Below are 23,324 nucleotides of genomic sequence, written 5' to 3'. Positions count from 1 at the left end.
ATTTAGGACTAATCACACTCACTCACTTAAAATAAAATTATGATTACGAAGTTAGCCGGGCTTGAAACCATTGGGGTTTTGACAAGCGGAGGAGATTCACCCGGAATGAATGCCGCTGTACGTGCCGTAGTAAGGGTTGCAGCAAAATACGACTTGAAAGTTTTTGGAATAAGACATGGATATCATGGATTAATTCACAATGAAGTGAAGCCCATGAAAAATAATTCTGTTTCAAATATCATCCAGAGAGGAGGTACTATTCTTAAATCTGCGCGCTCTCAGGAATTCAGAACGGTCGAAGGAAGAATGAAGGCTGCTGAAACTATTAAGAAATATAATATAGATGCACTTGTAGCTATCGGAGGAGACGGAACCTTTACAGGAGCAAATATTCTTAGCAAGGAACACGGAATAAAAGTAATTGGTATTCCGGCAACTATCGACAATGATATAATCGGGACGGATGAAACAATCGGATATGATACAGCATTAAATACAGCACTTGATGCAGTAGATAAAATTCGCGACACCGCTGATGCTCATGAACGAATGTTCTTGGTGGAGGTTATGGGAAGGGATGCAGGTTTCATTGCTCTCGAAACCAGTATAGCCGGTGGTGCTGAACTGGCTCTACTTCCTGAAGAGTTGATGGATATCGATGATGTAAAATCCCAGCTCAAAAATATGCTTAAGAATCAGGTTAGAAGTAGCTTGGTTGTAGTAGCAGAAGGGGATGAATCAGGAGGGGCCATTAAACTAGCCGAGCAGATTCGCGACGACTTTAAAAAATATGATATGCGAGTCTGTATTTTAGGGCATATTCAAAGAGGTGGTTCTCCGACAGCCAGAGATCGTGTTTTGGCAAGCAGATTAGGGGCCGCTGCAATTAAAACATTGATGGAAGGACATAGTGGTGTAATGGTTGGTATCGTTAACGGTAAAATTAAAATTACTCCAATTAAAGTTGCTGTAGATAGAAAAAAAGATCTTGATCACTCACTTATAGAACTAGCCAAACTACTTAGATAATGATTTCAATTAATACCGATATTGCTAAAGAATTTATTTCTGATGAAGCGTACACTGAATCTCTTGAAAAGTGTGAAGAAGCATTTATTCAGCTTAAAGATAAAACAGGGCAAGGATCTGAATGGTTAGGTTGGAGAGATCTGCTGAAATCTCCAAACGATGCTTTACTGGAAAAGATAAGTTCCTTAGGGAGAGACATCAGAAATAATGCAGATATTTTTATTGTCTGCGGTATCGGGGGTTCCTATTTAGGAGCGAAAGCAGTTATTGATGCCCTTTCTCCTCATTTTAACAAAAAGGGACCTGAAATACTTTTTGCAGGCCATCATATGGGAGGAAAATACCTCCAGGAACTTTTATCGTATATAAAAACTCCGAAACAGGACGGTACCCCGAAAAGTGTGTATATAAATGTGATCTCAAAATCAGGTTCTACATTAGAAACCGCACTTTCATTCAGGATGATTCGTGAAGTCATGGAAGAATTGTATAAAGAGAAAGCCGCTGATCGGATTATCTGCACCACCAGTGGTGAAGGCGGAGTTCTGAATGGACTGATCGAAGAAAAAGGGTACAGGAAATTTATAATACCTGAAGATGTAGGCGGTAGATTTTCAGTGTTAACGCCTGTTGGACTGATACCGATTGCAGTTGCGGGAATTGATATAAAGACACTTTTTTACGGAGCTGTATCTGCTTTTAATAAATATGAAGGTGACGCAACTGAAATAGTGAAATACGCAGCTGTCCGAAGAGCTCTTCATGAAAAAGGAATAACTATTGATGTATTTTCATGTTTTGAGCCTGAGTTACAATCTTTTGGCGGATGGATTCAGCAACTAATGGGAGAGAGTGAAGGCAAAGAGGGTAAAGGAATTTTCCCAACCGTAGCAGCTTTTTCTACTGATCTGCATAGTTTAGGTCAATTTATTCAACAAGGTACCAGAAGTTTGATGGAAACTTTTATTGCTGTTGAAAAACCCATTTCAGATTTAAAAGTGAATTCTCTTGAAGGAGATCATGATAAATTAAATTATCTGGCAGGAAATTCTTTCCATGAAATTAATACCAAGGCAAGGATCGGTACTACTGAAGCGCACAAAGATGGAGCGGTTCCGATTATAAATTTATCATTGAGCTCTTTGAATGCAGAGGTAATTGGGGAACTAATTTACTTTTTTGAATTGCTGACGGGGATATTTGTATATAGTTTGGGAGTTAACCCATTTAACCAACCCGGGGTTGAAGATTACAAAAAAGCGATGTACCGTTTGCTTGGAAAAGATTAAAAGGAACTTATGAGCGATTCGAAAAATAAAAACTCTAAATATATAGCAGTAGCCGGAAATATTGGTGCGGGGAAATCATCTCTAACCAGTTTGTTGTCAAAACATTTTGGATGGGAGGCTTTTTATGAGTCAGTAGATGACAATCCTTATCTGGCAGATTTCTACGAAGACATGCGCAGATGGAGTTTTAATCTTCAGATCTATTTTCTGTCCAGCAGATTTAGACATCAGAAAGAGATGCTGGAAAATGATATAAGCTTGATACAGGACAGAACCATTTATGAGGATGTAGAGATCTTTGCAAAAAACCTTCATGAAATGAGTTTGATGAGTGATCGCGATTTCACGAATTATGAAGCATTGTTTCATGAAATGAGCCATTACTTGCGCCCGCCCGACTTACTCATTTATTTGCGTGCTCAAGTTCCTACCCTGGTAAATCAAATTCAGCAGCGGGGAAGAGATTATGAGAACACTATCAGAATCGATTATCTTGAAAGGTTGAACAGATTATATGAGGATTGGATTGATCGTTATCCTCACGAAAAGCTTATTATTGAAACAGATGACCTCGATTTTGTGAATAACAATGAAGATTTAGGTTCTATAATTGAGCAAGTTGATAAGCGTCTATTTGGTCTTTTTAATTGATTGTAAGCGTGTAGGATAATCCTTATATTTACAAGCTGTAAAGGAGACGTTCTATGTTGAAGTTTAAGATCTTTGAAATACCTGAAGGACAAAGCCAAAGAACCATCGAATTAGAAAGCGATGATCTTGAGATTGAGGAAGTTCCGTTTGAACGAGCTGTACTCGATATCAACTTCTATCGCACACTTCAGTTTATCCAGGTTAAATTTGGATTAAAAGCTGATATAAAACTTATTTGTGATCGGTCTTTAGATGAATTTGATCATCAGATTGAAACCAATTACGAAGTTTTATTTAAAGCTGAAGAAGTGGAAGAATCGGCGGATGAAAAAGGCTCCATCAGGAATATTGATATTCATTCTAAACAAATAGACTTAGAGCAGGATGTGTTAGATAGCATATTGCTCAATCTCCCGGTAAAAAAATTACATCCCCGTTTTTTGGATGATGAAGGAAATCCTAAAGAGTTTGTACACCAGCAATTTGGTAACGACTCTGATGAAGAGGAAGAAAACATCGACCCAAGATGGGAAGCATTAAAAGAATTAAAGAAATAATTAAGTAAATAATGGCACATCCAAAACGAAAAACCTCGAATGCACGAAAAAACAAACGTCGTGCACATCATGCAATTTCAGATGTTACCTTAGCGAAATGTTCAAACTGCGGCGAACTCCACAGATATCACCATGCTTGTACAGAGTGTGGGCACTACAGAGGTCGTCAGGTTACAAAAGCAGCCGCTAACTAAATAAAATATTATGATTGTTGCAGTAGATGCAGCCGGTGGAGATCATTATCCCAAAGCTCCTGTTGAAGGAGCTTTATTAGCAGTTCAGGAAGACGAAAGTTTAACTGTTCTTCTTTTGGGACCAAAGGATCTGATTAAAAAAGAGCTGGAAGGAAAAGAGTACGATGAGAAACGTGTTCTTATTCAGGATGCTCCTCAGATCATCGGAATGGAAGAGTCTCCGGCTGCTGCAGTAAAAGGTAAGCAACAATCATCTATTGTAATCGGAATGGGATTACACAAAGCCGGTAAATGCGATGCGTTTGTAAGCGCAGGAAATACCGGAGCTCTTCTTGCAGCATCTACTTTTATTCTAGGTAAGCTGGAAGGTATCTTGCGTCCTACAATCGGCGCGTATTACCCAACGGTTAAAGGATTCCGTCTTTTATTAGATGCCGGTGCAAACTTAGAAGTTAAACCGGAAGTAGCCCTTCAATTTGCAAAAATGGGGCAGGTTTATTGCCGTAACATCATAGGTGTAGAATCTCCTACTGTTGGTTTGCTTAATGTCGGTGAAGAAGATGAAAAAGGAACGGAAGAGCTGAAAGCCATTCATAAGCACATTAAAGACTTACCCGGATTTATTGGTAATGTGGAAGGTAAAGATATTCTTTCCGGCAAAGCGGACGTATATTTAACGGATGGTTTAGTTGGAAATATTCTACTGAAATTCGGAGAATCTATTCCTGCTACTATAATGAAATTAGTGGAAAGAGCGGTCTCAAAACTGGATCTTGAAGTTGAAGAGATAGTTGCTGCCCAAAAGATTTTGAAAACAGCATTAGCTCCATTTAATTATGAAAGAGTAGGTGGAGTTCCTTTTCTGGGTGTTAATGGTGTAAGTATCGTAGGTCACGGGGGCAGCTCACCTCTTGCAATTAAAAATATGATCAAAAGCGCAGTGTCTTGCATCGAAAATGATGTTAACGGCAAAATCGTATCATCACTAAACTGATTTAAACTTTTTATGGAAGTAAAACAAGCAAAGATCACTGCAGTTGGACATTATTTGCCTGAATTCAGAATGACCAACTTTGAGTTGGAAAAGCTGATGGACACCAATGATGAGTGGATCAGAACAAGAACAGGTATATCAGAACGAAGAATTTTAAAAGATCCTGATAAAGCGACTGCATTCATGGGTGCTGAAGCAGCTAAAGAAGCGCTGGAAAGTTCCGGGACATCTGCTGAAGAAATTGATTTAATAGTATTAGCTACGGTAACTCCTGATTATTTATTCCCTGCTACTGCATGTTTAGTTCAAAATATGATCGGTGCTACTAACGCTTTCGCATTCGACGTTTCTGCTGCTTGTTCAGGATTTTTATATGCGTTGAGCACAGGATCTATGTACATAGAAGCGGGAAGAGCAAAAAAAGTATTAGTGATCGGAGCCGATAAAATGAGCTCTATTTTAGATTATACTGACAGAACTACAAGTATTTTATTTGGTGATGGTGCCGGAGCTGTTATTCTTGAAGAATCTACAGATGGTACAGGTATTATTGATCAAATTCACCATTCAGAAGGCGATACTAATTGCAGTTTATATCAGCATGCCGGAGGAAGTAGAAATCCTGCGACTATAGAAACCGTTAAAAACAGACAGCATCATGTAACTCAGGATGGTCGTGCTGTATTTAAAAAGGCTACTATGGGTATGGCAGATGTTTCTCTGGAGATCATGGAGAAAAATAACCTGGAACCCGAAGATATAGCATGGTTAGTTCCTCATCAGGCAAACTTAAGAATTATTGATGCCACTGCGAACAGAATGGGATTATCTTCTGAAAAGGTGATGATAAATATCGATAAATACGGGAATACAACTGCAGGTACGATCCCGCTTTGTTTATACGATTGGAAAGATAAATTGAATCACGGTGATAATTTGATTCTTGCTGCTTTTGGTGGTGGTTTCACCTGGGGAGCTATTTATCTAAAATGGGGATTAAAATAATGAGTACAGCTTATCTGTTTCCGGGACAAGGATCTCAATTTGTTGGAATGGGAAAGGATCACTACGATTCCAACCCTGAGTTTGCCAAATTGGTTGAACAAGCAAATGAAGTGCTTGGCATAGATCTGAAATCAATAATGTTTGATGGTCCGGAAGAGAAATTAAAGCAAACCGAATTTACACAACCGGCAATATTTCTTCATTCAGTTGCTTTATACAAGACATTAGATGCTACACCTGATATGGTTGCAGGCCATAGCCTTGGGGAGTTCTCAGCTTTGGTTGCCTGTGGGGCAGTAAGCTTCGAAGATGCCTTGAAGATCGTTCGACGTCGTGGTGAATTAATGCAGGCTGCCGGAGCTTCCAATCCGGGAACAATGGCGGCTATCATTGGTATGGATGATGACAAAGTAGAACTGGTTTGCAAAAAAGCTGCGGAACAAACGGGTAAAGAAGTTGTAGCAGCAAACTACAATTGTCCGGGACAGTTGGTAATTTCAGGATATGTAGAAGCTGTAAAGGCAGCAGTTGATATAGCTAAGGAAGACGGAGCTAGAATGGCTATGCTATTACCGGTTTCCGGTGCGTTCCATTCTTCTTTAATGGAACCGGCTTTTGTAGGATTAAAAGAGTCTTTAGAGAATCTGGAGATCAATACACCGAATTGTCCTATTTACAGCAACTTTACTGCAGAACCAACGTCTGACGTTGATGAAATCAGATCAAATTTATTGGATCAATTAATGAATCCCGTTCGCTGGACACAAACATTGCAGAACATGATTGCAAACGGAGCTTCGGCTTTTGTTGAAGTGGGACCGGGTAAAGTTTTACAAGGTTTGGTAAAAAGAACCGACAGAAAAGCAGAAATTTCAGGACATCAATAAGAAAAAAATCATGGGTTTATCTTTAGAAGGAAAAAGCTGTTTAGTAACCGGAGGAAGTAGAGGAATAGGAAGATCTATTGCTCTCAGACTGGCGGAATTCGGAGCGGATGTTGCCATTACTTATGCACGCTCAGCTGACGCAGCGAATGAGGTTGTTAAAGAAATTGAAGCGTTGGGAAGAAAAGGAAAAGCTTTTCAGGCTGATGCCGTCGATTATTCTCAAGCTGAAGATGTTATTAAGACGATAACGGATGAATTCGGTAAAATTGATGTGTTGGTTAACAATGCGGGTATCACTAAAGATAATTTGATCCTTCGAATGAGCGAAGAACAATGGGATGATGTGATCACCACAAATTTGAAGAGTGTTTTCAATTACTCAAAAGCTGTTGCCAGACCAATGATGAAGAACCGGGGAGGTTCGATCATCAACATTAGTTCTGTGGTGGGGATCTCAGGAAATGGTGGACAAACAAACTATTCTGCCTCAAAAGCAGGTATAATTGGTTTCACCAAATCTTATGCCAAAGAACTCGCTTCCCGAAATATAAGAGCGAACGTAATTGCTCCGGGATACATTCTTACCGACATGACGGATCAATTGGATGAAAAAGTTTTAGACGGAATTAAGGCTGAAACTCCACTGGGAAGGGCGGGTGAAGCCACAGAAGTTGCTGATGCAGTTGTATTTTTAGCATCAGATATGAGTGCGTATATTACAGGCGAAACCATCAGAGTTGATGGCGGAATGGCTATGTAATTTCTTATTAGTGCTTGAATGAATTTTTATGTTTAATTTATTATCGTAAAACCTAACTACTAAAAACCTTAAAGGACACAATATGTCACAAGATGTAGAATCAAAAGTAAAAGACATCATCATCGATAAGCTTGGTGTTGATGAATCAGAAGTTGTATCAGATGCAAACTTCACAAACGATCTTGGTGCTGACTCACTAGACACTGTTGAGTTGATCATGGAATTCGAAAAAGAATTCGATCTAAGCATTCCTGACGAAGATGCAGAGAATATTGCTACAGTTGGTGATGCAACAAGCTACCTATCAGGTAAACTCTCTTAAAAACCTTATTTAATTTATGACAACACGTAGAGTCGTTGTAACAGGGATTGGTACTCTTACCCCAATTGGTAAGAGTACACCTGATTTCTGGAACGGGTTGATCTCAGGTAAAAGTGGTGCAAAAACTATTGAGCACTTTGATACTGAAGGATTCCCCACAAAATTTGCGGCTACAATACCGGACTATGATTCTTCTAACTATTTCGATAGAAAAGAAGCACGTAGATTGGACAATGTAGCTCAGTATGCATTAATAGCTTCTGAAGAAGCAATTGAAGACAGTAAAATTGATCTTGAATCGATAGATAAAGATCGTGTAGCTGTTATTGTAGGAACAGGAATTGGTGGAATGAAAACATTCTACGAACAATCCGTTGAGTTCTATAATAGAGGTGCGCGTGGCGTTTCTCCCTTCTTTATACCAATGCTAATTCCGGATTTAGTTCCAGGACAGATCTCTATCAAGTATGGATTCAGAGGTCCGAACTACTGTGTTGTCTCAGCATGCGCAACCGGTTCCAACAATATTGGTGCAGCATACGATGCAATCCGTTACGGACAGTCAGATATGGCCATTACCGGTGGTTCTGAAGCTCCTGTAACACAGATCGGTATTTCCGGATTTAATTCTATGAAGGCAATGTCGACCAGAAATGATGATCCGGAGACAGCTTCAAGACCCTTTGATGCGAACCGTGATGGATTCGTTTTAGGGGAAGGTGCAGGAATCTTCTTTCTTGAAGAATATGAAATGGCTAAAAAACGTGGTGCCAGAATTTATGGCGAGATCGTTGGCTATGGTTATTCTGCAGATGCCTATCATATTACTGCTCCCGATCCTGATGGTGGTGGTGTTCAGTTAGCTATGAATAATGCATTAGAAGCTGCCGGTATCAAGCCTGAAGATGTTGATCATATCAATATGCATGGAACATCTACTCCACTTGGAGATATCGCTGAAACCAATTCTATCAAGAAGGTTTTTGGTGATCATGCAAAGAAAATAAATCTGAACTCTACTAAATCTATGACCGGCCATACATTAGGTGCTGCCGGAGCTATAGAATCAGTAGCTGCAATACTTGCTACTTATCACGATTTGGTTCCTCCAACTATCAATTTGATGGATCAGGATCCTGAGTGTGATCTTAACTACACTGCAAACGAAGCAGTAGCAAGAAGAGTTAAGTATGCAGTTAACAATGCGTTCGGATTTGGTGGACACAATACATCGCTTGTATTCAAAAAATTTGAAGAATAATAGTTTATGCCAACCTGGTTAAGGTCTTTATTTAAGAAGAAAGATCAATCAATAGATCAGGTTAAAAACGAACGATTATTACAATTAGAAAGGATCATTGGTTTTGAGATCGATGATCCTTCTTTATTTCTGCGAGCGTTAAGGCACAGATCCACACTTGCCAACGATCAATATTCAAGTCATGATTCCTACGAAAGGCTCGAATTCCTTGGAGATGCAGTACTTGACTTGATTGCTGCAGAAGTCCTCTTTGAAAAATTTCCTACCGCTAATGAGGGATTTTTAACCAAAAGCAGAGCAAAACTGGTAAAAGGAGAAACCCTGGCAAAATTCTCTATTAAATTGGGGATTGAAGATCTACTTGAGTTGGGAGAGAGATCAGATCAGGTTAGCATTTCGAAAAGTATTCTGGCTGATGTTTTTGAATCTATAATAGCTGCAATTTATATTACAAAAGGATATGCAAATGCATTTATGTTTGTATCCGAAGTATTTGAAAAACAAGTAGATTTTAAGAAGCTGGTAAACCAAGTAGATAATTTTAAAAGTGCACTTCTTGAATATACTCAGGCTGAAAAAATGAGTTTACCTAGCTATAAGGTTGTGTCAGAATCCGGTCCCGGTCATGATAAAGTTTTTGAGATCATGGTTGTAGTAGACGGCAAAGAATTAGGTACAGGGCAGGGAAGGAGTAAAAAAAGCGCGGAACAGGAAGCCGCAAAAGTAGCCCTTAAAACTCTGGGTGATCGGTAGGTTTTTATCCAAAGTTAATTACTTGATAAGCCTATTAGAAGTTAGATAATTCACATACAAAAATTATCCAATACATAATCCCGACGATTTCAGAAAAAACTTCCAATTACACTGACCTTTAGAATCAATTCCATCACCCCGCTTTCAGCGAAATGATGGATCGCTACTTCTCCGTCTGTCGGGCACTGCACGGCTGACGGCTTTTAGTCGCTGAGATAGGAATGAGATCTTGGAGTTCACGCCAATAATTCTTGTTGGGATTTTTTGGTACTGGCGCCTGAGGGAGCTCAGTATCTGTACAAAAGTACACATAGCCAAGGAACTGAATCCTATAAACTAAATGTGGTATGTGTAAAGCAAGGTTGAATAAAAACCACAAACAAATCATCAATATCTAAACTTGTTTTTTGGTCGATTTAATACGATTCTTAGCCTGCTGAAAGAATCATTTTTTAAGTCCTCTGACTATGCTTGTGCAGCTTATAAAACCGGAATTCGAAGAACTTATCCAGGCAAAAGACTGGGTGGCTCTCAAGGATGTTCTGGCTGATGTTCCGGCTGCTGATATAGCCGACCTTTTGGTAGAACTTGAAGGAGATGTAGCGGTAGTTATTTTCAGGTTACTCAAAAAGCCCCTGGCAGCAGACGTGTTTTCTGCTCTTCCATCTGGTAAAGGAGTAGAACTTCTGGAACTCTTTAATCGCCAACAGTTGAGCGATGTAATGGTAAACCTGGAGCCTGATGAGCAAGTGTCTCTGATGGAAGAATTACCGGGTCACCTTACTCAACGTGTGATGAACTCGATGAATCTGGAAGACCAGAAGCAAGTCAAGAAGTTGCTTGGTTATCCGGAGGAGAGCGTTGGACGTTTGATGACACCAAGATACGTTCGTGTAAAGACAGACTGGACTATCGAGCGGAGTATGAAACACATCCGCAAATATGCAGAAGTAGCAGAGACCTTAAACCGTATTTATGTAGTTGATGACAAAGAATATCTGATCGATGATCTGCGGTTAACAGAATTGATACTTGCCGATCCTGAAGAGACCATCGAAACATTGATGGACAGATCATTCGAAACCCTGATGGCTTATGAAGATCAGGAAGAAGCGGTTAAAATGTTTGCCAAATATGACAGAGCAGCTTTGCCCGTTGTAGATACAGATGGGATCTTGGTTGGTATTGTTACTGTGGATGATGTGATCGACGTTGCTGAGGAAGAAGCAACCGAGGATATGCAGAAAATGGCGGGTATGGACGCGCTGGATGATTATTATTCTCAGACAACAGTTGGCAAGCTTGTGAAGAAAAGGATCACCTGGTTGATCGTGCTTTTTGTTGGACAGATTTTGACTGCACTCACTATGAGTGGTTATGAGGAAGTACTTCAGAAAATAGTTTTGCTATCTTACTTTGTGCCATTGCTGATTGCAAGTGGAGGGAATTCCGGCTCACAGGCTGCAACACTGATCATTCGTGCACTGGCAACCGACGATATTAAATCAGATGGATGGAAAATGGTTCTCAAAAAAGAAGGAAGTTCAGGCCTGATGTTAGGCTCCATACTTGGAGTTTTAGGATTTGCTACTTTGATCGTCTGGGGTTTAATTGATGGCGATCCGATGAATATGGAACTGGTGCTTAAGGCCAGTGTGGTTGCATCCAGTTTACTACTCATCGTTGTATTCGGAAATGTGATAGGAGCGATGCTTCCTTTTATATTATCTAAAGTTGGACTCGATCCGGCTGTTTCATCAGCACCTTTTGTTGCAACAATAGTGGATGTAAGCGGAATCATTATTTATTTTAGCATTGCTGTATTTTTACTCAGTGGAATTTTACTCTAATCGTTATATCAATCAATGAAAGCATATCTGGATCTTGTAAAAAACGTTCTTGAAAACGGCGTACGAAAAGAAAACAGAACAGGTACCGATACCATATCAAATTTCGCGGAATTCTATAAAGTAGATCTCTCAGAAGGATTTCCTTTGTTGACTACTAAAAAAGTATTTTTCCGATCTGTTATTCTGGAATTGCTTTGGTATTTACGCGGAGAAGATCACATTCGTTGGCTACGCGATGAAAACGATTGCCATATCTGGGATGCCTGGGCTGATGAAGACGGACATGTTGGCCCGATCTATCCTGTGCTTTGGAGACGATTCCCTTATCTGGAAAAAGAGAATGTAAATCTTGAAGGAATCGGAGGAGCTGTTGAAAGTGAAACCTGGGTTCGTAAAGAATTCGATCAGGTTCAACGTGCTATCGATATGCTCAAAACTAATCCAAACAGCCGAAGAATTGTGGTAAGTACCTGGCATCCGGGATTGTTGGGAGAAATGGCTCTTCCACCTTGTCATATCATGTATATTTTTAATGTGAGTAACGGAAAACTGAATTGTCACCTTACTCAACGTTCAGGTGATATTGCGCTGGGAATTCCATTTAATCTGGCTTGCTACTCAGCTTTAACGATGGCAATAGCACAGGAAGTTGGTTTAGAGCCCGGTACATTTGCTCACACCATCGTGGATGCTCACATCTATGTAAATCATGTGGACGGACTTAAAGAACAGCTTAAAAGAGAACCTCGTGAATTGCCAACTTTGGAAATAGCCAAAAAACCGGTTGATGAACTCACTTTCGATGATTTTAAACTTCATAATTACGATCCGGATCCGGTGATCAAATTTGAGGTTGCAGTATGATTTTGACCATTGTTGTAGCCCATGACCCGAATTTGGTAATTGGGAAAGAAGGTGGACTACCATGGCGCTATCCTGAAGATCTGAAGCACTTCAAACAAACCACCATGGGCGGAACAATGATCATGGGAAGAGGTGTGTTTGAAGAACTGAACGAGATCCCGCTTCCCGGCAGAAAAAATATCGTTCTCACCAGAACCAAGACCTACGATAATGTCGATACGTATACTTCCTTGCAAATTGCTTTAGATGAATTGGACGAAGAAGAAGTATTCATCATAGGTGGTGGAGTCTTGTATAGAGATGCGCTACCTATGGCCGATAAAATGATCGTAACACAGGTAAACAAAGAATACTATGGAGATACTTACTTTCCGGAATATCGCGATGATATAGGCAAAATCTGGATCGAAGCCGATCGCCGGGAAACCGATGACCTGACTTTTCTGGTTTTCGAGCGGGCCTGATCATACTCAATTAGCACGCTAACCACCATCCAAAGCTATTTGTGATGGATCAGCACGTTTGTTTTCTATTAAGGTTCTTTTCTAACTCCTTCAAGAAGAGCATCGTTAAAACCTTCTGAATCAGAAGTTGAAGATTTATGGAGTACAGAAATGTCTCCGGTTGATTCAAGTACCACTGCTAATACTTGGTTATAGTTTAATACATTAGCTTCCCTAAGCTTAGCAACCAATTGGGATTTTTCAATTCTGGCATATTTTAGATTTTTATCTAATATCTTATCGCCATTCATAAGCAAGAGGGGTTTATTGGATATTATACTGTTCAATGTAGGTACTCGCCTTTGTAGAAATGAGAAAACAAAAGTTAAAACCAACAAGCTGGCGATTGCAATTATTCCATGAACTATTGAAGTACTTGATGTGAGAGTAGATGAAATAATACTGCCAACTGCGATAGTAAAAGCAAAATCGTAAGCGGTAAATTTTGCAAACGATCTCAATCCTATCACTCGAGTCAGTATTATAATTGCAATGAATACTATTACACTACCGAACAAAGTTTCTAACAAGGGGTCATTAGTATTGTAAATCCAGTTCATAGTTCAATTTTAAGAATTGATATTTTAGCTTATTCTGAAGATTAGTATATAGCTAGCAGAGGATTAGAAAGCAAAGAGCTTATATTTTACAAGCAGATTGCCATTCAAGTTTTAAAGAAGACGTACGTCCATCACAATGGATACGATTTATAGAGTATTGTAAATAAATTTATAACTTTACTTTACGAAAGTGAACGAGTATTCATGAGCCAAAAATCTTGCAGAAATAAAAATTCGAAAAAACCATGGCCTACCAAAGCAGCAATGGCTCAGGTTTATGAAATGAATCTTTGGGGAGGAGAGAGTGACGAATTTTATTCAGGGGATGGCTCACATCTTTCTGAGTTAGTAGATCCGTATATCAATGTTGTAAGATCATTTTTGTCTTCTTTTGATAATTCACTAATAGTTTGTGACTTGGGATGTGGAGATTTCAATGTTGGGAAAGAGTTGGTACAACATTCAAAGAAATACATCGCTGTAGATATTGTCCCTGAATTGATCGAGAGAAATAAGCAGATGTTCAAAGCTGATCATTTGGAATTCCGGTGTTTGAATATAGCCAATGAGAACCTGCCTGCTGCTGATTGTGTGATACTCAGACAAGTTCTTCAGCACTTATCGAATTTCGAGGTAAAGAATGTAGTTCAAAAATTGAATGACTATAAATACGTGATTCTCACAGACCATATTCCTGAAGGAGACTTTGATCCAAACACAGATATCATCTCAGGACAGGGAACCAGGCTGAAAAAGAAAAGTGGTTTAAGAATATTGGAGTCCCCGTTCAATTTTAAAGTAAAAGAGAAGCAACTGTTATTATCAATTGTTTTGGATGACGGCAGAGGAATAATAGAAACTTGGCTTTATAGGGTTTTCTAGCATCTCAGAGTAATTCTAAAAGATCTTTTAAATTATACGGATTCAAGTAGGCGGTCTTTAAAGTCCTTCTGGTTAAGTGTATTTACACTAGTAGAGCCTTCAGGCTCGGCTTAAAGCACAGAGGTTAGTCATTCTTGTAGATGTTAGGTAATTCACTGACAGTTTATGAACAGTAAAATATATAAGGGTCATCCCGAACTTGTTTCGGGATCTTTGTAAGGAATTGCTCTTGAAACGGTCTTACTTACTATGAACAAAGGCTATGTGTACTTTCTTACTAACTACCGAAGAACTCCGATTTACATCGGAGTTACCAATAACATTCATTCAAGAGTGTGGAAACATAAACTGGGAGAAGGCTCTTTATTTACTTCAAAGTATAAACTAACCATTCTTATATATGCGGAAGAATACGATACTATAAGTGATGCTATAGCAAGGGAAAAGCAACTAAAGAATTGGCATAAACAGTGGAAATGGAATCTGGTAAAGCAAAACAATCCAACGTTAGAGGATTGGTATGATACCTTAAGAGGATGGTAAACAAGAACAGACTAAAAGTCTTTACGTAAGATCCCGAAACAAGTTCGGGATGACCAGCTTGGAATATTGAGGTTGGTATAAAGAAATTTTGTCATCGAATTATCTAACATCTACAATCCTGAACTTGTTTCAGGATCTTTGTGGTGTTTAGATTCGATTTACCAGACCAAATATTCCCGCACAAGTGTGACGCTTTCGCTAAGAAGGATGGGGATAACAGCCCTTTATTTTATTATTTATTTTCGTCCATTTGTTTCTTTTTCTCAGCAAATTCATCTAAACAATCATCCAAAATATCACCGTCTAAATGAACACATTCACAAAATTCATTTCCAATGTTCTCATATTCAGTACCGGCATATTGTTTATTACAATCAGATAATGAATTCCTTGGCATAATATCAAATCCATGCAGGAATGTTAAAATTGTTAGCGCGAAAGTTGCTGCAACTCCACCAAAGAATAAGAAAGGAAATTTGTTTTCGTATTTCTCCGGTCTTTTTACAATACCGAAATCAGATACTTTCTTGAATGGAAAAATGTACTTTAATCTGTCATAATTCCAAGCGAGTATATATAAATTAGCTAGAACCATTAAAGTTGAAGTGATAAACGAACCTTCAAATCTTAAGGCTATAGAAAGAATACATATATTTAAAATGATCGGGAAATAGAGTAGCGCACCTAAAGTTACTGTCCGTGGTATTAAAAGTAATATTGCTGCAAGAATTTGGGCAATTCCGATAAAGGGATAATAAAAACCTGTATGATGTAGAGCAGTTAAATATGCTCCCATTGGATGGATTTCCGATAAACCTCCGGCAAATCTTTCATCAATAATTTTCACGATTCCGGCAGCAATAAAAGCATAGGCTAAAATTATTCGACAAAAAATAGAGAAGTACCAATACCATCTGTTTTGCTTGACTTGATAATGCAATTCATCAAGCTTTGATCCTAGGCTCATAATTAGTTTATCCTGTAGTTTGATTCCAACTTGCTACATGTTGATCAGAAAGATCGCTTGCATTACAAAATCACCAAGGATTAATACTGAAGATCTTTCTTATCTCGCACTCTAAAAATTTGAAACTCTCAGATAATAGTTAAAAGTGCTTTGAAATACAAAGTGACTGAATAATCTTTATGAAAAAGGTTAATACTACTCCTGCTTCCTCAATAAAAACCAAGTCCCATTGACAAGAAATCAACAAGGATCGTTACGATGACATACATGAGTTAAAGCCCAGGGTCATTCTGAGCATACCTGCGAAGAATCTACACAACTGGTTTTTGATGAGATTTAAAAATCAGGGTCATCCTGAACTTGTTTCAGGATCTTTGTGGTGTTTAGATTCTATTTACTAGACCAAATATTTCCGCACAAGCGTGACGCTTGCGCTAGATTGGTGATTAAACATTGCTATCTTGGCTCAATATTGATCCTACTATCTATTGAATTTGAATGTTGAACAAATGGTACAATATTTTTGATTCCCCATTGGTTGCTTGTAGCAATAATCGAATCGGAAAGTTCAATTAATTCTTCTGGTTTTAAGTAATGTCTTTTATGTCCAGTTCTATCATAAATTTCTTGAGCGTTCTGCTTTGTATCGAAAACACCCATACTACCCTGAAGTACTTGTGGAAAATCTTTTTCAAGCTCTGCATAAGTCAAATCTGGATTTAACTCGACATAATACTTGATGATTTTATTAACAAGTCTTGACTTATTGTAAGTCTTACCTTTGAACTCAAATTTGGAAAAATCTCTATTTGTGTAGTTGTATTTAAAAAAGGTGTCAGTGGTTACAAAAATCTCATTCTCTAAGCTTCTAAAGCGTCGTATTATCATTCCTGCAATCGGAATTCCAGATGCAGTCACATAACCATCTTGAAGCTTTCTTTGTAGTTCAGGTGAAATTGAAGTGCCTACTAAAACTCCTACCCAATTTGGAGGACTTTCATTTTCATTCCAAAAGTCGGGATGATTAGTTAATAATTGGTCTTTTTCATTAAGATAATCCTCAAGTTGAATTAATGTAAGTTCGTTTATTTCCTGTATTTTTAGTTCAACTATTGCTAGATAGTCAAACCCGTATTTCACAAGTATGTCAATTCTTCCGTCTCTGTTAGATGTTTTCCTCCCGCTTTTTAGTGCAATTTCTGCATCCAAAACTTCTACATCTGCGAAATTTTCAGTGTCTAGTTTTAGAATATCTTCGTTTTCTATCAAATAAGCCTCCATGGCTAATTCTTTTAGAAATGGATAATCCTTTAGTTCAATATTGTTTGCTGTAATCTGTCTAAAGATTTCCAATTATTTTGGTTCTTGTAATAAAGGTTGATAATTAAGTTTCATTCACTTTTCTATTAAGAAATGAACCTAAAGTCTAGAATTCCCTACCGATAAGCAAAAACTAAAACCTACTCCTTCTCCCTCAACAAAAACCAAGTTCCACTAGCTAGAAGTGCGCCAATGATAGGTGCAACGATATACATCCAAAGATGAGTAAGATTTCCGGAAACGAGGGCAGGGGCGATGGAGCGGGCGGGATTCATAGAAGCGCCTGTGATCGGTCCGGCAAACATGGCTTCCAGTAAAACTACAAATCCCACAGCCAATCCGGTGAATTCAGTGACGGCTTTATTTTGACTTACAAACAAGATCACCACCATCAAAAAGTAGGTAAGAATGATTTCCAGAATAAAGGTTTGGTGCCATTCTCCGGCCGGGAGGGTAGCGCCCAATCCTTCGTGCTCCTGAAAAAGAAAGGCTAAGATCACGGAAGCAAAAATGGCTCCGCCAACCTGAGCAATGATATATGGAGCAACCTGTTTTTCGTTAAACCGATCGGTAACTGCAAAAGCAATGGAAACCGCCGGATTGATATGCGCTCCCGAAATTTTACCAAATGCATAGATCATCGCCGTAACGATCAATCCAAAGGTAATGGCTACTCCAACATGCGTTACCGTTCCTCCGGTTACATCATTGATCACAATAGCTCCGGTTCCGCAAAAAACTAAAGCGAACGTTCCTATGAATTCAGCAAAATATTTTCTCATTTCAACTCTACATTACTCATTACAAATAGCATTTCTGTACCGATCTGTTTACAGCGTTCATCGTATTTAGCATCCTGAAGATCGGTTCCGTCAAAAGCTTTGGGGTCTTCAAAAGGAAGAGCCAGCCTGAAATCTGTTCCGGGCACAAAAGGGCATCCTTGATCAGCTTCTGAACACACCATAATGGCAGCGAATTCTTTAGTAGGATTCGGAGATTCATCAAACCGGGTTGAGAAAGCTTTATATGCTTCCATTTCAACTTTCCAGGAAATTTGGTACTCAGGATTGGAGGCATCGGGATCTTCGGCTTCTACATTAAATCCGGCTCTGCGGACGGCATTTACCGCATTGGGATGAAAAGCAGTAGCTTCGGTTCCACCGGAAAAAGTTTCGATCTCAGGAAATCCGTAGTGATCAGCTCCAACCGCTAACCACAACTGCCCCAAATGACTTCTTCTGGAATTATGCGTGCAAATGATAATGGCTTTCGGAGTTTGATTCGAATTCCATTTTCCCGAAAGATATTCGCTTAAAGAACGTAATTTGTCTTTTCGCTCTTTGGGAATGGAATCAAAGTTTTGTTCCAGTTCTTTGGTGTAGCTCAATAGCTCATCAAAAAGGGGAGATGTAGTTGTGGTCATTTTTCGATCATTAAAAGATTAACAGCAACCACTTCCGGGAGCGCAGCACTCAGCTGTTTGAAGCTCGGATAGTTTAACTTTTGGTTTGGAAGCCGGAATGCCACAATTTTCCTTAGCCAGACAATCAGTGGCCTTGGAAGTCAGTAGGAAATTAGTTCCGTCAAAATCGAGACCGTATTTGCCAATGGTTTCGCCCTGGTATTCTACTTCGATATCCAGATCGGGAAGTCCTAAGGTCTTTTCAGATAGCTCAATGATGTGCAACAGTTTTTCCGGATGGATGCGGTGATCGTAATCATTAGCACTCCACAGCTGAAAGTTGATCACTTCCTCATTTCTGAGTGTTCCGCCGCAATCGATGAAGTTCTTGGTGATCATTCCAACTTCGGTCACGTGAAAATGTCTTGGCACCAATTCACCATTCGGTAATTGAAAAGCGATAGATTCCAGGTCGACAAGGGTGCGTTTAATTTGAGATAATTTCATGATTCTGTATTGATGAGTTTTAAATTAGCAGCAGTTTAAGTTTGTTCCGTTTATATCCTGATCCAGAAATTGAGCGATGATCGATTTCATCTCTGACCAGTTTTCTTTATTTATGCAATAGCACACACTGGTTCCTTCAATATTTCCCTGGATAAGCCCGAGATTCTTCAGCTCTTTTAAATGCTGAGAGATCGTAGGCTGGGCGAGACCAATTTCTTCAACCAAGTCACCGCAAATGCAGGAATTGGTAGAAAATAATTGTTGTAGTATGGCAACGCGGGCAGGATGAGCAAAGGCTTTTGCAAACACTGCGATCTTGTTTTGTTGCTCTGTAAAAATTTCGGTTTTGGTAAGTCCCATTACTTTTGTATTTGTTCATTGCAATATTACGATTAATTAAATTTTATTCCAACAAGTAATTTCTGATTCAAAAAAAATAATCGAATCGAGGCAATCTGTATTCAGAAACCTTATCTTAAAACAGAGTTTGATCTTAAACATTAGATTGAAATTAATTCCAAAGTCATTCCACGGCGAATGCCTGGAATCTAGATCTCATATTTGGCACTAATTGTTTTTAAATTCGATCCAGATTCCTGCCTGCGCAGGAATGACGAAATAGTGACATTTTGAGCAATTACTAAGATCGAACTCATGTCTCAATCATTTGAAAAACTAAACTAACTACTTTTATGATATCCCGATATTCCCGCAAAGAAATGGAAGACATTTGGACGGAAGAAAATCAATTTCAAGCCTGGTTGGAGGTTGAACTTGCAGCGTGTTGGGCATGGGCAAAATTGGGAACCATCCCTATGGAAGATGTGGATAAATTGTATGAAAAAGCATCTTTCAAGTTAGATAGAATAAAAGAAATTGAAGCCAAAACCCGTCACGATGTGGTGGCCTTTACCCGAGCGGTATCGGAAACGTTGGGCGAAGAAAAAAAATGGATCCATTACGGATTGACTTCCACGGATGTGGTAGACACAGCCTGGGGAGTTCGTTTAAAGCAAGCGAATAAGTTGATCAAAGAAGATCTGGAACGAATTATTTCAGTTCTGGGCGAAAAGGCGAAGGCTCATAAGTACACTGTGATGATGGGCAGAACGCATGGAATTCACGCGGAGCCAACTACTTTTGGGTTGAAGTGCGCCCTTTGGTATGCGGAAATGAAAAGAAATTTAGAGCGCTTCGAAAAAGCAGCTGCTGATGTTGAATTCGGAAAACTGTCCGGCTCGGTAGGAACTTTTGCTAACATTCCTCCGGAAGTAGAACAGTACACCTGCGAGAAATTAGGATTGACTCCGGCTCCGATTTCAACCCAGACCTTACAGCGAGACAGACACGCTTTTTACATATCAACTTTGGCTTTGATCGGTTCAACGATGGAAAAAATGGCGGTGGAAGTTCGTCATTTGCAACGCAGTGAAGTTCGTGAAGCTGAAGAAGCTTTCAGAAAAGGGCAGAAGGGATCTTCATCTATGCCGCATAAAAGAAACCCGATCAGTTCTGAGAATATAACAGGCTGCGCAAGAGTACTTCGTGGTTATATGGTAACTGCTTTTGAAAATATTCCGCTTTGGCACGAACGTGATATCTCACATTCATCTGCGGAGCGTATCATTCTTCCGGATGCGACTACATTACTGGATTATATGCTTTCACGTTTTTCTAATGTGATCGAAAATCTGGTTGTATTTGAGGAGAATATGGAAGCTAATATCTGGAAAACACAGGGATTGGTATTTTCTCAGCGTATTCTGAATAAACTGATTGACAAAGGCATCAACAGAGAAGAAGCGTACGACGCTGTTCAACCACTGGCGATGGAATCGTGGGAAAATCAAAAGTTATTCCGTCCATTGATCGATAACGACGAGTTTATTTCATCACAACTCAGCAAAGAAGAGATCGAAGATGCTTTTGATCTGAAACATCACACCAGAAATGTAGATGTTATTTTTGAAAGGGTGGGATTGTAATCAAGAAATCAGCACATAAGCCAAGGCAGGGATCAAGCTGAGTCTCAAGATTTCTACCCAAAAAACCCATTTACTTTTGGATTCAAACAGTATTCCTAACATAGCAGATGAGAAAATTATCCAGAAGGAATAAAGCGCTTTTCCCGGGATTGAAAAATCCGAAAAATTGAATAGAAAATAAGCGGTAATAGAAATAGCTATTACAAACTGAGCAAAGATATAGGTCTTCATCCATATAAAAGATACATCAGCATTGTACTTCTTAAAGTCACCGGTTACAGCTTCCGGTGTTTGTACTCCTCTAAGATAATCAGGTAACCACCCCGGTTGTTTGAACAACATGTTTTTGGTATCACTCCAGGATCTGGACTGCTTGGTGTAGCGAAAAAGATCTATATAATGAGCAAAATTAGCATATACCGGATTCCAGCTCCCTACGGGTTTGGTAATACCATAATTTGGACGTTCTTCCTCTTCCTTGAAGGTTCCGAACATTTTATCCCAGATTATAAAAACACCGGCGTAATTTTTGTCGATGTATTTCGGATCCCGACCGTGATGTACTCTGTGATGTGAAGGAGTGTTCATAATCTTTTCAAGCCATCCTATTCTGTTTATATGTTCGGTATGAATCCAGAATTGATAAAGCAGATTAAATCCTCCGATAAGCACAAACTGAATAGGATCAAAACCAAGAACAGCCAATGGTAAATAAAAAGGAGTACTCCAGATAAAAGCAGTAGAACTTTGCCTTAGAGCCACCGATAAATTAAAATCTTCACTTTGATGATGTACTACATGTCCACCCCAGAAAAGGCTGATCTGATGTGACATTCGGTGACTCCAGTAGAAGCAAAGGTCATAAAGAAAGAAAAGAATAATGAAAGAGATCCAGTGTTCAGGAATTTTATATACTGCAAAGTATTGGTAGGTAAAGGAATAGATACCGATTGTAACAATTTTGGTAAAAATATTGCTCACCTGATTCAAAACACCTAGATTGATGTTCGTGACCGCGTCATTTAAACGATAGGTTTTTTTCTTTGTAATGGCTTCGTACATCAGCTCTATACTCATAAGCCCGAAAAAGATAGGGATTGCAAAAATTACAGGATTAAAATTCATGGAAAGCTGTCGATAAGATTAGTAAATTCATCAAGTAAGGTTTTCATGGATAGTAAATTATCATTCTATAGTCTAATAAGTAAATTAAAATGGCCAAAAGGTTATACCGGGAAAATATTTCTGATAGCTTTCATCGGTACACATATCCCGTTAATAGGTCTGTTCATTTACCTTACTATTTATTTTCCGGTTGAGGAAAGAGTATCTATTTTACTTGTAGTATTAGTTGCTACAGTGGTTGGAGCTTCGGTAACGCTGTATTTTATTTTCCGTTTACTTGCGCCCATTTTAATGACCAATAAAGCGGTTATCAAATATAATTCTGATAAAAAGATCCCGTCTTTACCAAAGCATTTTGAAGATGAAGCTGGGGTTTTGATGGCTAATACTCAAAAGTGTATAGAGGAACTTGATGATCTGTTGAAGTTGAAAAACCGTTTAATAGCAATGGTTTCTCATGATTCTAAGACACCCATTGGATCCATAAAAATTGCAAATGAGTTGATCAAGGATGAACTGCAGGGAGATGATCCTGACCTGAAAGATATTTTCAAGTATATAGAATTGATTGAGATCAGTACCGATAGCCATGCAAGGTTTTTGGATAATATGCTTACTCTGGCCAGATTTGATGACGGTGAAATTCATCTGAATAAGAAAAAAATTGCTCCAGATATGATCTTTGATAAGCTGGAAAAAAATCATAAGATCTATTTTGAAATGAAGGGGATAGAATTCATTACCAATTCTGAACTTCCGGTTGGATCAAAACTCAATATTGATGTAGAGAAAATGATCTCTGTTTTAAACAACTTAATTCAAAACTCCATAAAGTTTACTAAACAGGATGGAAAGATCGAACTAAACATTAAGGAGAGCGAAGGTAAACATATATTTACGGTAAAAGATAATGGAGTCGGGATAGCTGAAGCTCATAAGGAAACTATTTTCAATGCATTTTCTGATTCATCACAAGGAACAAAAAATGAAATTGGTTCCGGTTTAGGGCTTTGGATCGTAAAGGTATTTACTGATTTACATAAAGGTGAGATCAATTTTGAAAGTGAGGAAGGGAAGGGTACAACATTTACGTTATCGCTTCCTAAACCTTAAT

General features: G+C 38.8%; 27 protein-coding genes. 19 read left to right on the top strand and 8 right to left on the bottom strand.

What is annotated here, in order from left to right; genetic code table 11:
* Positions 1 to 39 precede the first annotated feature (39 nt).
* The 15 genes from pfkA to A8B79_RS02240 all read left to right on the top strand — a co-directional run bounded on the left by pfkA (position 40) and on the right by A8B79_RS02240 (position 12,880).
* Complete coding sequence (pfkA, locus tag A8B79_RS02305) at positions 40 to 1,029, top strand: 6-phosphofructokinase (protein WP_066217475.1); 990 nt, start codon at positions 40 to 42, stop codon at positions 1,027 to 1,029.
* Complete coding sequence (locus A8B79_RS02300; protein ID WP_066217472.1) at positions 1,029 to 2,318, top strand: glucose-6-phosphate isomerase; 1,290 nt, start codon at positions 1,029 to 1,031, stop codon at positions 2,316 to 2,318. The genes pfkA and A8B79_RS02300 overlap by 1 nt, the downstream gene beginning before the upstream one ends.
* Positions 2,319 to 2,327: 9 nt before the next feature.
* Entirely contained in the window at positions 2,328 to 2,969 is a 642-nt protein-coding gene (locus tag A8B79_RS02295) for a deoxynucleoside kinase (RefSeq protein WP_066217470.1), read from the top strand.
* A gap of 53 nt (positions 2,970 to 3,022) precedes the next feature.
* The gene (locus A8B79_RS02290) at positions 3,023 to 3,526 is read left to right on the top strand and encodes a YceD family protein (RefSeq protein ID WP_066217465.1); all 504 of its coding nucleotides are present in this window, start codon (positions 3,023 to 3,025) and stop codon (positions 3,524 to 3,526) included.
* 11 nt (positions 3,527 to 3,537) lie between these two features.
* A complete protein-coding gene (gene rpmF / locus A8B79_RS15835; RefSeq protein ID WP_076782513.1) occupies positions 3,538 to 3,720 on the top strand; it encodes a 50S ribosomal protein L32 in 183 nt (60 codons plus the stop codon).
* Positions 3,721 to 3,730: 10 nt separating this feature from the next.
* A complete protein-coding gene (gene plsX / locus A8B79_RS02285; RefSeq protein WP_066217463.1) occupies positions 3,731 to 4,714 on the top strand; it encodes a phosphate acyltransferase PlsX in 984 nt (327 codons plus the stop codon).
* A 12-nt stretch (positions 4,715 to 4,726) separates the two neighbouring features.
* Positions 4,727 to 5,719 carry a beta-ketoacyl-ACP synthase III gene (locus A8B79_RS02280; protein ID WP_066217462.1) on the top strand — a complete coding sequence of 331 codons (993 nt, stop codon included), beginning with the start codon at positions 4,727 to 4,729 and terminating at the stop codon, positions 5,717 to 5,719.
* Positions 5,719 to 6,606: an ACP S-malonyltransferase gene (gene fabD / locus A8B79_RS02275; RefSeq protein ID WP_066217459.1), complete on the top strand. Its 888-nt coding sequence runs from the start codon at positions 5,719 to 5,721 to the stop codon at positions 6,604 to 6,606. The genes A8B79_RS02280 and fabD overlap by 1 nt, the downstream gene beginning before the upstream one ends.
* 10 nt (positions 6,607 to 6,616) lie before the next feature.
* The gene (fabG, locus tag A8B79_RS02270; RefSeq protein ID WP_066217457.1) at positions 6,617 to 7,366 is read left to right on the top strand and encodes a 3-oxoacyl-[acyl-carrier-protein] reductase; all 750 of its coding nucleotides are present in this window, start codon (positions 6,617 to 6,619) and stop codon (positions 7,364 to 7,366) included.
* Between the two features lie 82 nt (positions 7,367 to 7,448).
* Complete coding sequence (locus A8B79_RS02265; protein ID WP_066217455.1) at positions 7,449 to 7,688, top strand: acyl carrier protein; 240 nt, start codon at positions 7,449 to 7,451, stop codon at positions 7,686 to 7,688.
* A gap of 16 nt (positions 7,689 to 7,704) precedes the next feature.
* Complete coding sequence (fabF, locus tag A8B79_RS02260) at positions 7,705 to 8,949, top strand: beta-ketoacyl-ACP synthase II (RefSeq protein ID WP_066217453.1); 1,245 nt, start codon at positions 7,705 to 7,707, stop codon at positions 8,947 to 8,949.
* Between the two features lie 6 nt (positions 8,950 to 8,955).
* The gene (gene rnc / locus A8B79_RS02255) at positions 8,956 to 9,702 is read left to right on the top strand and encodes a ribonuclease III (protein WP_066217450.1); all 747 of its coding nucleotides are present in this window, start codon (positions 8,956 to 8,958) and stop codon (positions 9,700 to 9,702) included.
* Between the two features lie 467 nt (positions 9,703 to 10,169).
* On the top strand, positions 10,170 to 11,552 hold the full coding sequence (mgtE, locus tag A8B79_RS02250; protein WP_066217448.1) for a magnesium transporter: 1,383 nt from the start codon (positions 10,170 to 10,172) through the stop codon (positions 11,550 to 11,552).
* A 15-nt stretch (positions 11,553 to 11,567) separates the two neighbouring features.
* Complete coding sequence (locus A8B79_RS02245; RefSeq protein WP_066217446.1) at positions 11,568 to 12,416, top strand: thymidylate synthase; 849 nt, start codon at positions 11,568 to 11,570, stop codon at positions 12,414 to 12,416.
* Positions 12,413 to 12,880 (top strand): dihydrofolate reductase, encoded by a 468-nt coding sequence (locus tag A8B79_RS02240; protein ID WP_066217444.1) that lies wholly within the window; start codon positions 12,413 to 12,415, stop codon positions 12,878 to 12,880. The genes A8B79_RS02245 and A8B79_RS02240 overlap by 4 nt, the downstream gene beginning before the upstream one ends.
* Positions 12,881 to 12,948: 68 nt before the next feature.
* Here A8B79_RS02240 and A8B79_RS02235 read toward each other — a convergent pair whose 3' ends face one another.
* Positions 12,949 to 13,479: a DUF421 domain-containing protein gene (locus A8B79_RS02235; protein ID WP_066217442.1), complete on the bottom strand. Its 531-nt coding sequence runs from the start codon at positions 13,477 to 13,479 to the stop codon at positions 12,949 to 12,951.
* Positions 13,480 to 13,683: 204 nt separating this feature from the next.
* Here A8B79_RS02235 and A8B79_RS02230 point away from each other — a divergent pair, with 204 nt between their 5' ends.
* Both A8B79_RS02230 and A8B79_RS02225 read left to right on the top strand, forming a co-directional pair.
* Positions 13,684 to 14,361, top strand: coding sequence for a class I SAM-dependent methyltransferase (locus A8B79_RS02230; RefSeq protein ID WP_066217440.1), 678 nt, complete (start codon positions 13,684 to 13,686; stop codon positions 14,359 to 14,361).
* Between the two features lie 249 nt (positions 14,362 to 14,610).
* Entirely contained in the window at positions 14,611 to 14,904 is a 294-nt protein-coding gene (locus A8B79_RS02225) for a GIY-YIG nuclease family protein (RefSeq protein WP_066217438.1), read from the top strand.
* A gap of 232 nt (positions 14,905 to 15,136) precedes the next feature.
* Here the strand turns inward: A8B79_RS02225 and A8B79_RS02220 are convergent, their stop codons facing one another.
* The 6 genes from A8B79_RS02220 to A8B79_RS02195 form a co-directional block, all read right to left on the bottom strand.
* Positions 15,137 to 15,871 carry a DoxX family protein gene (locus tag A8B79_RS02220; protein ID WP_066217436.1) on the bottom strand — a complete coding sequence of 245 codons (735 nt, stop codon included), beginning with the start codon at positions 15,869 to 15,871 and terminating at the stop codon, positions 15,137 to 15,139.
* A 456-nt stretch (positions 15,872 to 16,327) separates the two neighbouring features.
* On the bottom strand, positions 16,328 to 17,224 hold the full coding sequence (locus A8B79_RS02215; protein WP_066217432.1) for a hypothetical protein: 897 nt from the start codon (positions 17,222 to 17,224) through the stop codon (positions 16,328 to 16,330).
* A 107-nt stretch (positions 17,225 to 17,331) separates the two neighbouring features.
* Positions 17,332 to 17,973, bottom strand: a complete 642-nt coding sequence (locus tag A8B79_RS02210; RefSeq protein ID WP_066217430.1) for an MIP/aquaporin family protein — start codon at positions 17,971 to 17,973, stop codon at positions 17,332 to 17,334.
* Positions 17,970 to 18,614, bottom strand: a complete 645-nt coding sequence (locus tag A8B79_RS02205) for a hypothetical protein (protein ID WP_066217428.1) — start codon at positions 18,612 to 18,614, stop codon at positions 17,970 to 17,972. Before A8B79_RS02205 ends, A8B79_RS02210 begins: the two co-directional genes overlap by 4 nt.
* 18 nt (positions 18,615 to 18,632) lie before the next feature.
* Entirely contained in the window at positions 18,633 to 19,100 is a 468-nt protein-coding gene (locus tag A8B79_RS02200; protein ID WP_066217426.1) for a DUF6428 family protein, read from the bottom strand.
* A gap of 24 nt (positions 19,101 to 19,124) precedes the next feature.
* Positions 19,125 to 19,460 carry an ArsR/SmtB family transcription factor gene (locus A8B79_RS02195; RefSeq protein ID WP_066217424.1) on the bottom strand — a complete coding sequence of 112 codons (336 nt, stop codon included), beginning with the start codon at positions 19,458 to 19,460 and terminating at the stop codon, positions 19,125 to 19,127.
* Between the two features lie 332 nt (positions 19,461 to 19,792).
* Here A8B79_RS02195 and purB point away from each other — a divergent pair, with 332 nt between their 5' ends.
* Positions 19,793 to 21,085 (top strand): adenylosuccinate lyase, encoded by a 1,293-nt coding sequence (purB, locus tag A8B79_RS02190; RefSeq protein WP_066217422.1) that lies wholly within the window; start codon positions 19,793 to 19,795, stop codon positions 21,083 to 21,085.
* Here the strand turns inward: purB and A8B79_RS02185 are convergent, their stop codons facing one another.
* Positions 21,086 to 22,210 (bottom strand): sterol desaturase family protein, encoded by a 1,125-nt coding sequence (locus tag A8B79_RS02185; protein ID WP_066217419.1) that lies wholly within the window; start codon positions 22,208 to 22,210, stop codon positions 21,086 to 21,088. It abuts the gene before it with no gap.
* Positions 22,211 to 22,255: 45 nt separating this feature from the next.
* On the opposite strand from A8B79_RS02185, the gene A8B79_RS02180 reads away from it, so the two are divergent.
* Positions 22,256 to 23,323, top strand: coding sequence for a sensor histidine kinase (locus A8B79_RS02180; RefSeq protein ID WP_066217417.1), 1,068 nt, complete (start codon positions 22,256 to 22,258; stop codon positions 23,321 to 23,323).
* Position 23,324: the final 1 nt, after the last annotated feature.

The organism is Balneola sp. EhC07, from assembly GCF_001650905.1.
Taxonomy (GTDB): domain Bacteria; phylum Bacteroidota; class Rhodothermia; order Balneolales; family Balneolaceae; genus Balneola.
Note: the sequence above shows the minus strand (reverse complement) of the source record. Positions and strands in the feature narration are given on the sequence as shown.

Coding starts and splice junctions, on each gene's coding strand:
- pfkA (WP_066217475.1), top strand. CDS start 40: ATGATTACGAAGTTAGCCGGGCTTGAAACCATTGGGGTTTTGACAAGC.
- A8B79_RS02300 (WP_066217472.1), top strand. CDS start 1,029: ATGATTTCAATTAATACCGATATTGCTAAAGAATTTATTTCTGATGAA.
- A8B79_RS02295 (WP_066217470.1), top strand. CDS start 2,328: ATGAGCGATTCGAAAAATAAAAACTCTAAATATATAGCAGTAGCCGGA.
- A8B79_RS02290 (WP_066217465.1), top strand. CDS start 3,023: ATGTTGAAGTTTAAGATCTTTGAAATACCTGAAGGACAAAGCCAAAGA.
- rpmF (WP_076782513.1), top strand. CDS start 3,538: ATGGCACATCCAAAACGAAAAACCTCGAATGCACGAAAAAACAAACGT.
- plsX (WP_066217463.1), top strand. CDS start 3,731: ATGATTGTTGCAGTAGATGCAGCCGGTGGAGATCATTATCCCAAAGCT.
- A8B79_RS02280 (WP_066217462.1), top strand. CDS start 4,727: ATGGAAGTAAAACAAGCAAAGATCACTGCAGTTGGACATTATTTGCCT.
- fabD (WP_066217459.1), top strand. CDS start 5,719: ATGAGTACAGCTTATCTGTTTCCGGGACAAGGATCTCAATTTGTTGGA.
- fabG (WP_066217457.1), top strand. CDS start 6,617: ATGGGTTTATCTTTAGAAGGAAAAAGCTGTTTAGTAACCGGAGGAAGT.
- A8B79_RS02265 (WP_066217455.1), top strand. CDS start 7,449: ATGTCACAAGATGTAGAATCAAAAGTAAAAGACATCATCATCGATAAG.
- fabF (WP_066217453.1), top strand. CDS start 7,705: ATGACAACACGTAGAGTCGTTGTAACAGGGATTGGTACTCTTACCCCA.
- rnc (WP_066217450.1), top strand. CDS start 8,956: ATGCCAACCTGGTTAAGGTCTTTATTTAAGAAGAAAGATCAATCAATA.
- mgtE (WP_066217448.1), top strand. CDS start 10,170: ATGCTTGTGCAGCTTATAAAACCGGAATTCGAAGAACTTATCCAGGCA.
- A8B79_RS02245 (WP_066217446.1), top strand. CDS start 11,568: ATGAAAGCATATCTGGATCTTGTAAAAAACGTTCTTGAAAACGGCGTA.
- A8B79_RS02240 (WP_066217444.1), top strand. CDS start 12,413: ATGATTTTGACCATTGTTGTAGCCCATGACCCGAATTTGGTAATTGGG.
- A8B79_RS02235 (WP_066217442.1), bottom strand. CDS start 13,479: ATGAACTGGATTTACAATACTAATGACCCCTTGTTAGAAACTTTGTTC.
- A8B79_RS02230 (WP_066217440.1), top strand. CDS start 13,684: ATGAGCCAAAAATCTTGCAGAAATAAAAATTCGAAAAAACCATGGCCT.
- A8B79_RS02225 (WP_066217438.1), top strand. CDS start 14,611: ATGAACAAAGGCTATGTGTACTTTCTTACTAACTACCGAAGAACTCCG.
- A8B79_RS02220 (WP_066217436.1), bottom strand. CDS start 15,871: ATGAGCCTAGGATCAAAGCTTGATGAATTGCATTATCAAGTCAAGCAA.
- A8B79_RS02210 (WP_066217430.1), bottom strand. CDS start 17,973: ATGAGAAAATATTTTGCTGAATTCATAGGAACGTTCGCTTTAGTTTTT.
- A8B79_RS02205 (WP_066217428.1), bottom strand. CDS start 18,614: ATGACCACAACTACATCTCCCCTTTTTGATGAGCTATTGAGCTACACC.
- A8B79_RS02200 (WP_066217426.1), bottom strand. CDS start 19,100: ATGAAATTATCTCAAATTAAACGCACCCTTGTCGACCTGGAATCTATC.
- A8B79_RS02195 (WP_066217424.1), bottom strand. CDS start 19,460: ATGGGACTTACCAAAACCGAAATTTTTACAGAGCAACAAAACAAGATC.
- purB (WP_066217422.1), top strand. CDS start 19,793: ATGATATCCCGATATTCCCGCAAAGAAATGGAAGACATTTGGACGGAA.
- A8B79_RS02185 (WP_066217419.1), bottom strand. CDS start 22,210: ATGAATTTTAATCCTGTAATTTTTGCAATCCCTATCTTTTTCGGGCTT.
- A8B79_RS02180 (WP_066217417.1), top strand. CDS start 22,256: ATGGATAGTAAATTATCATTCTATAGTCTAATAAGTAAATTAAAATGG.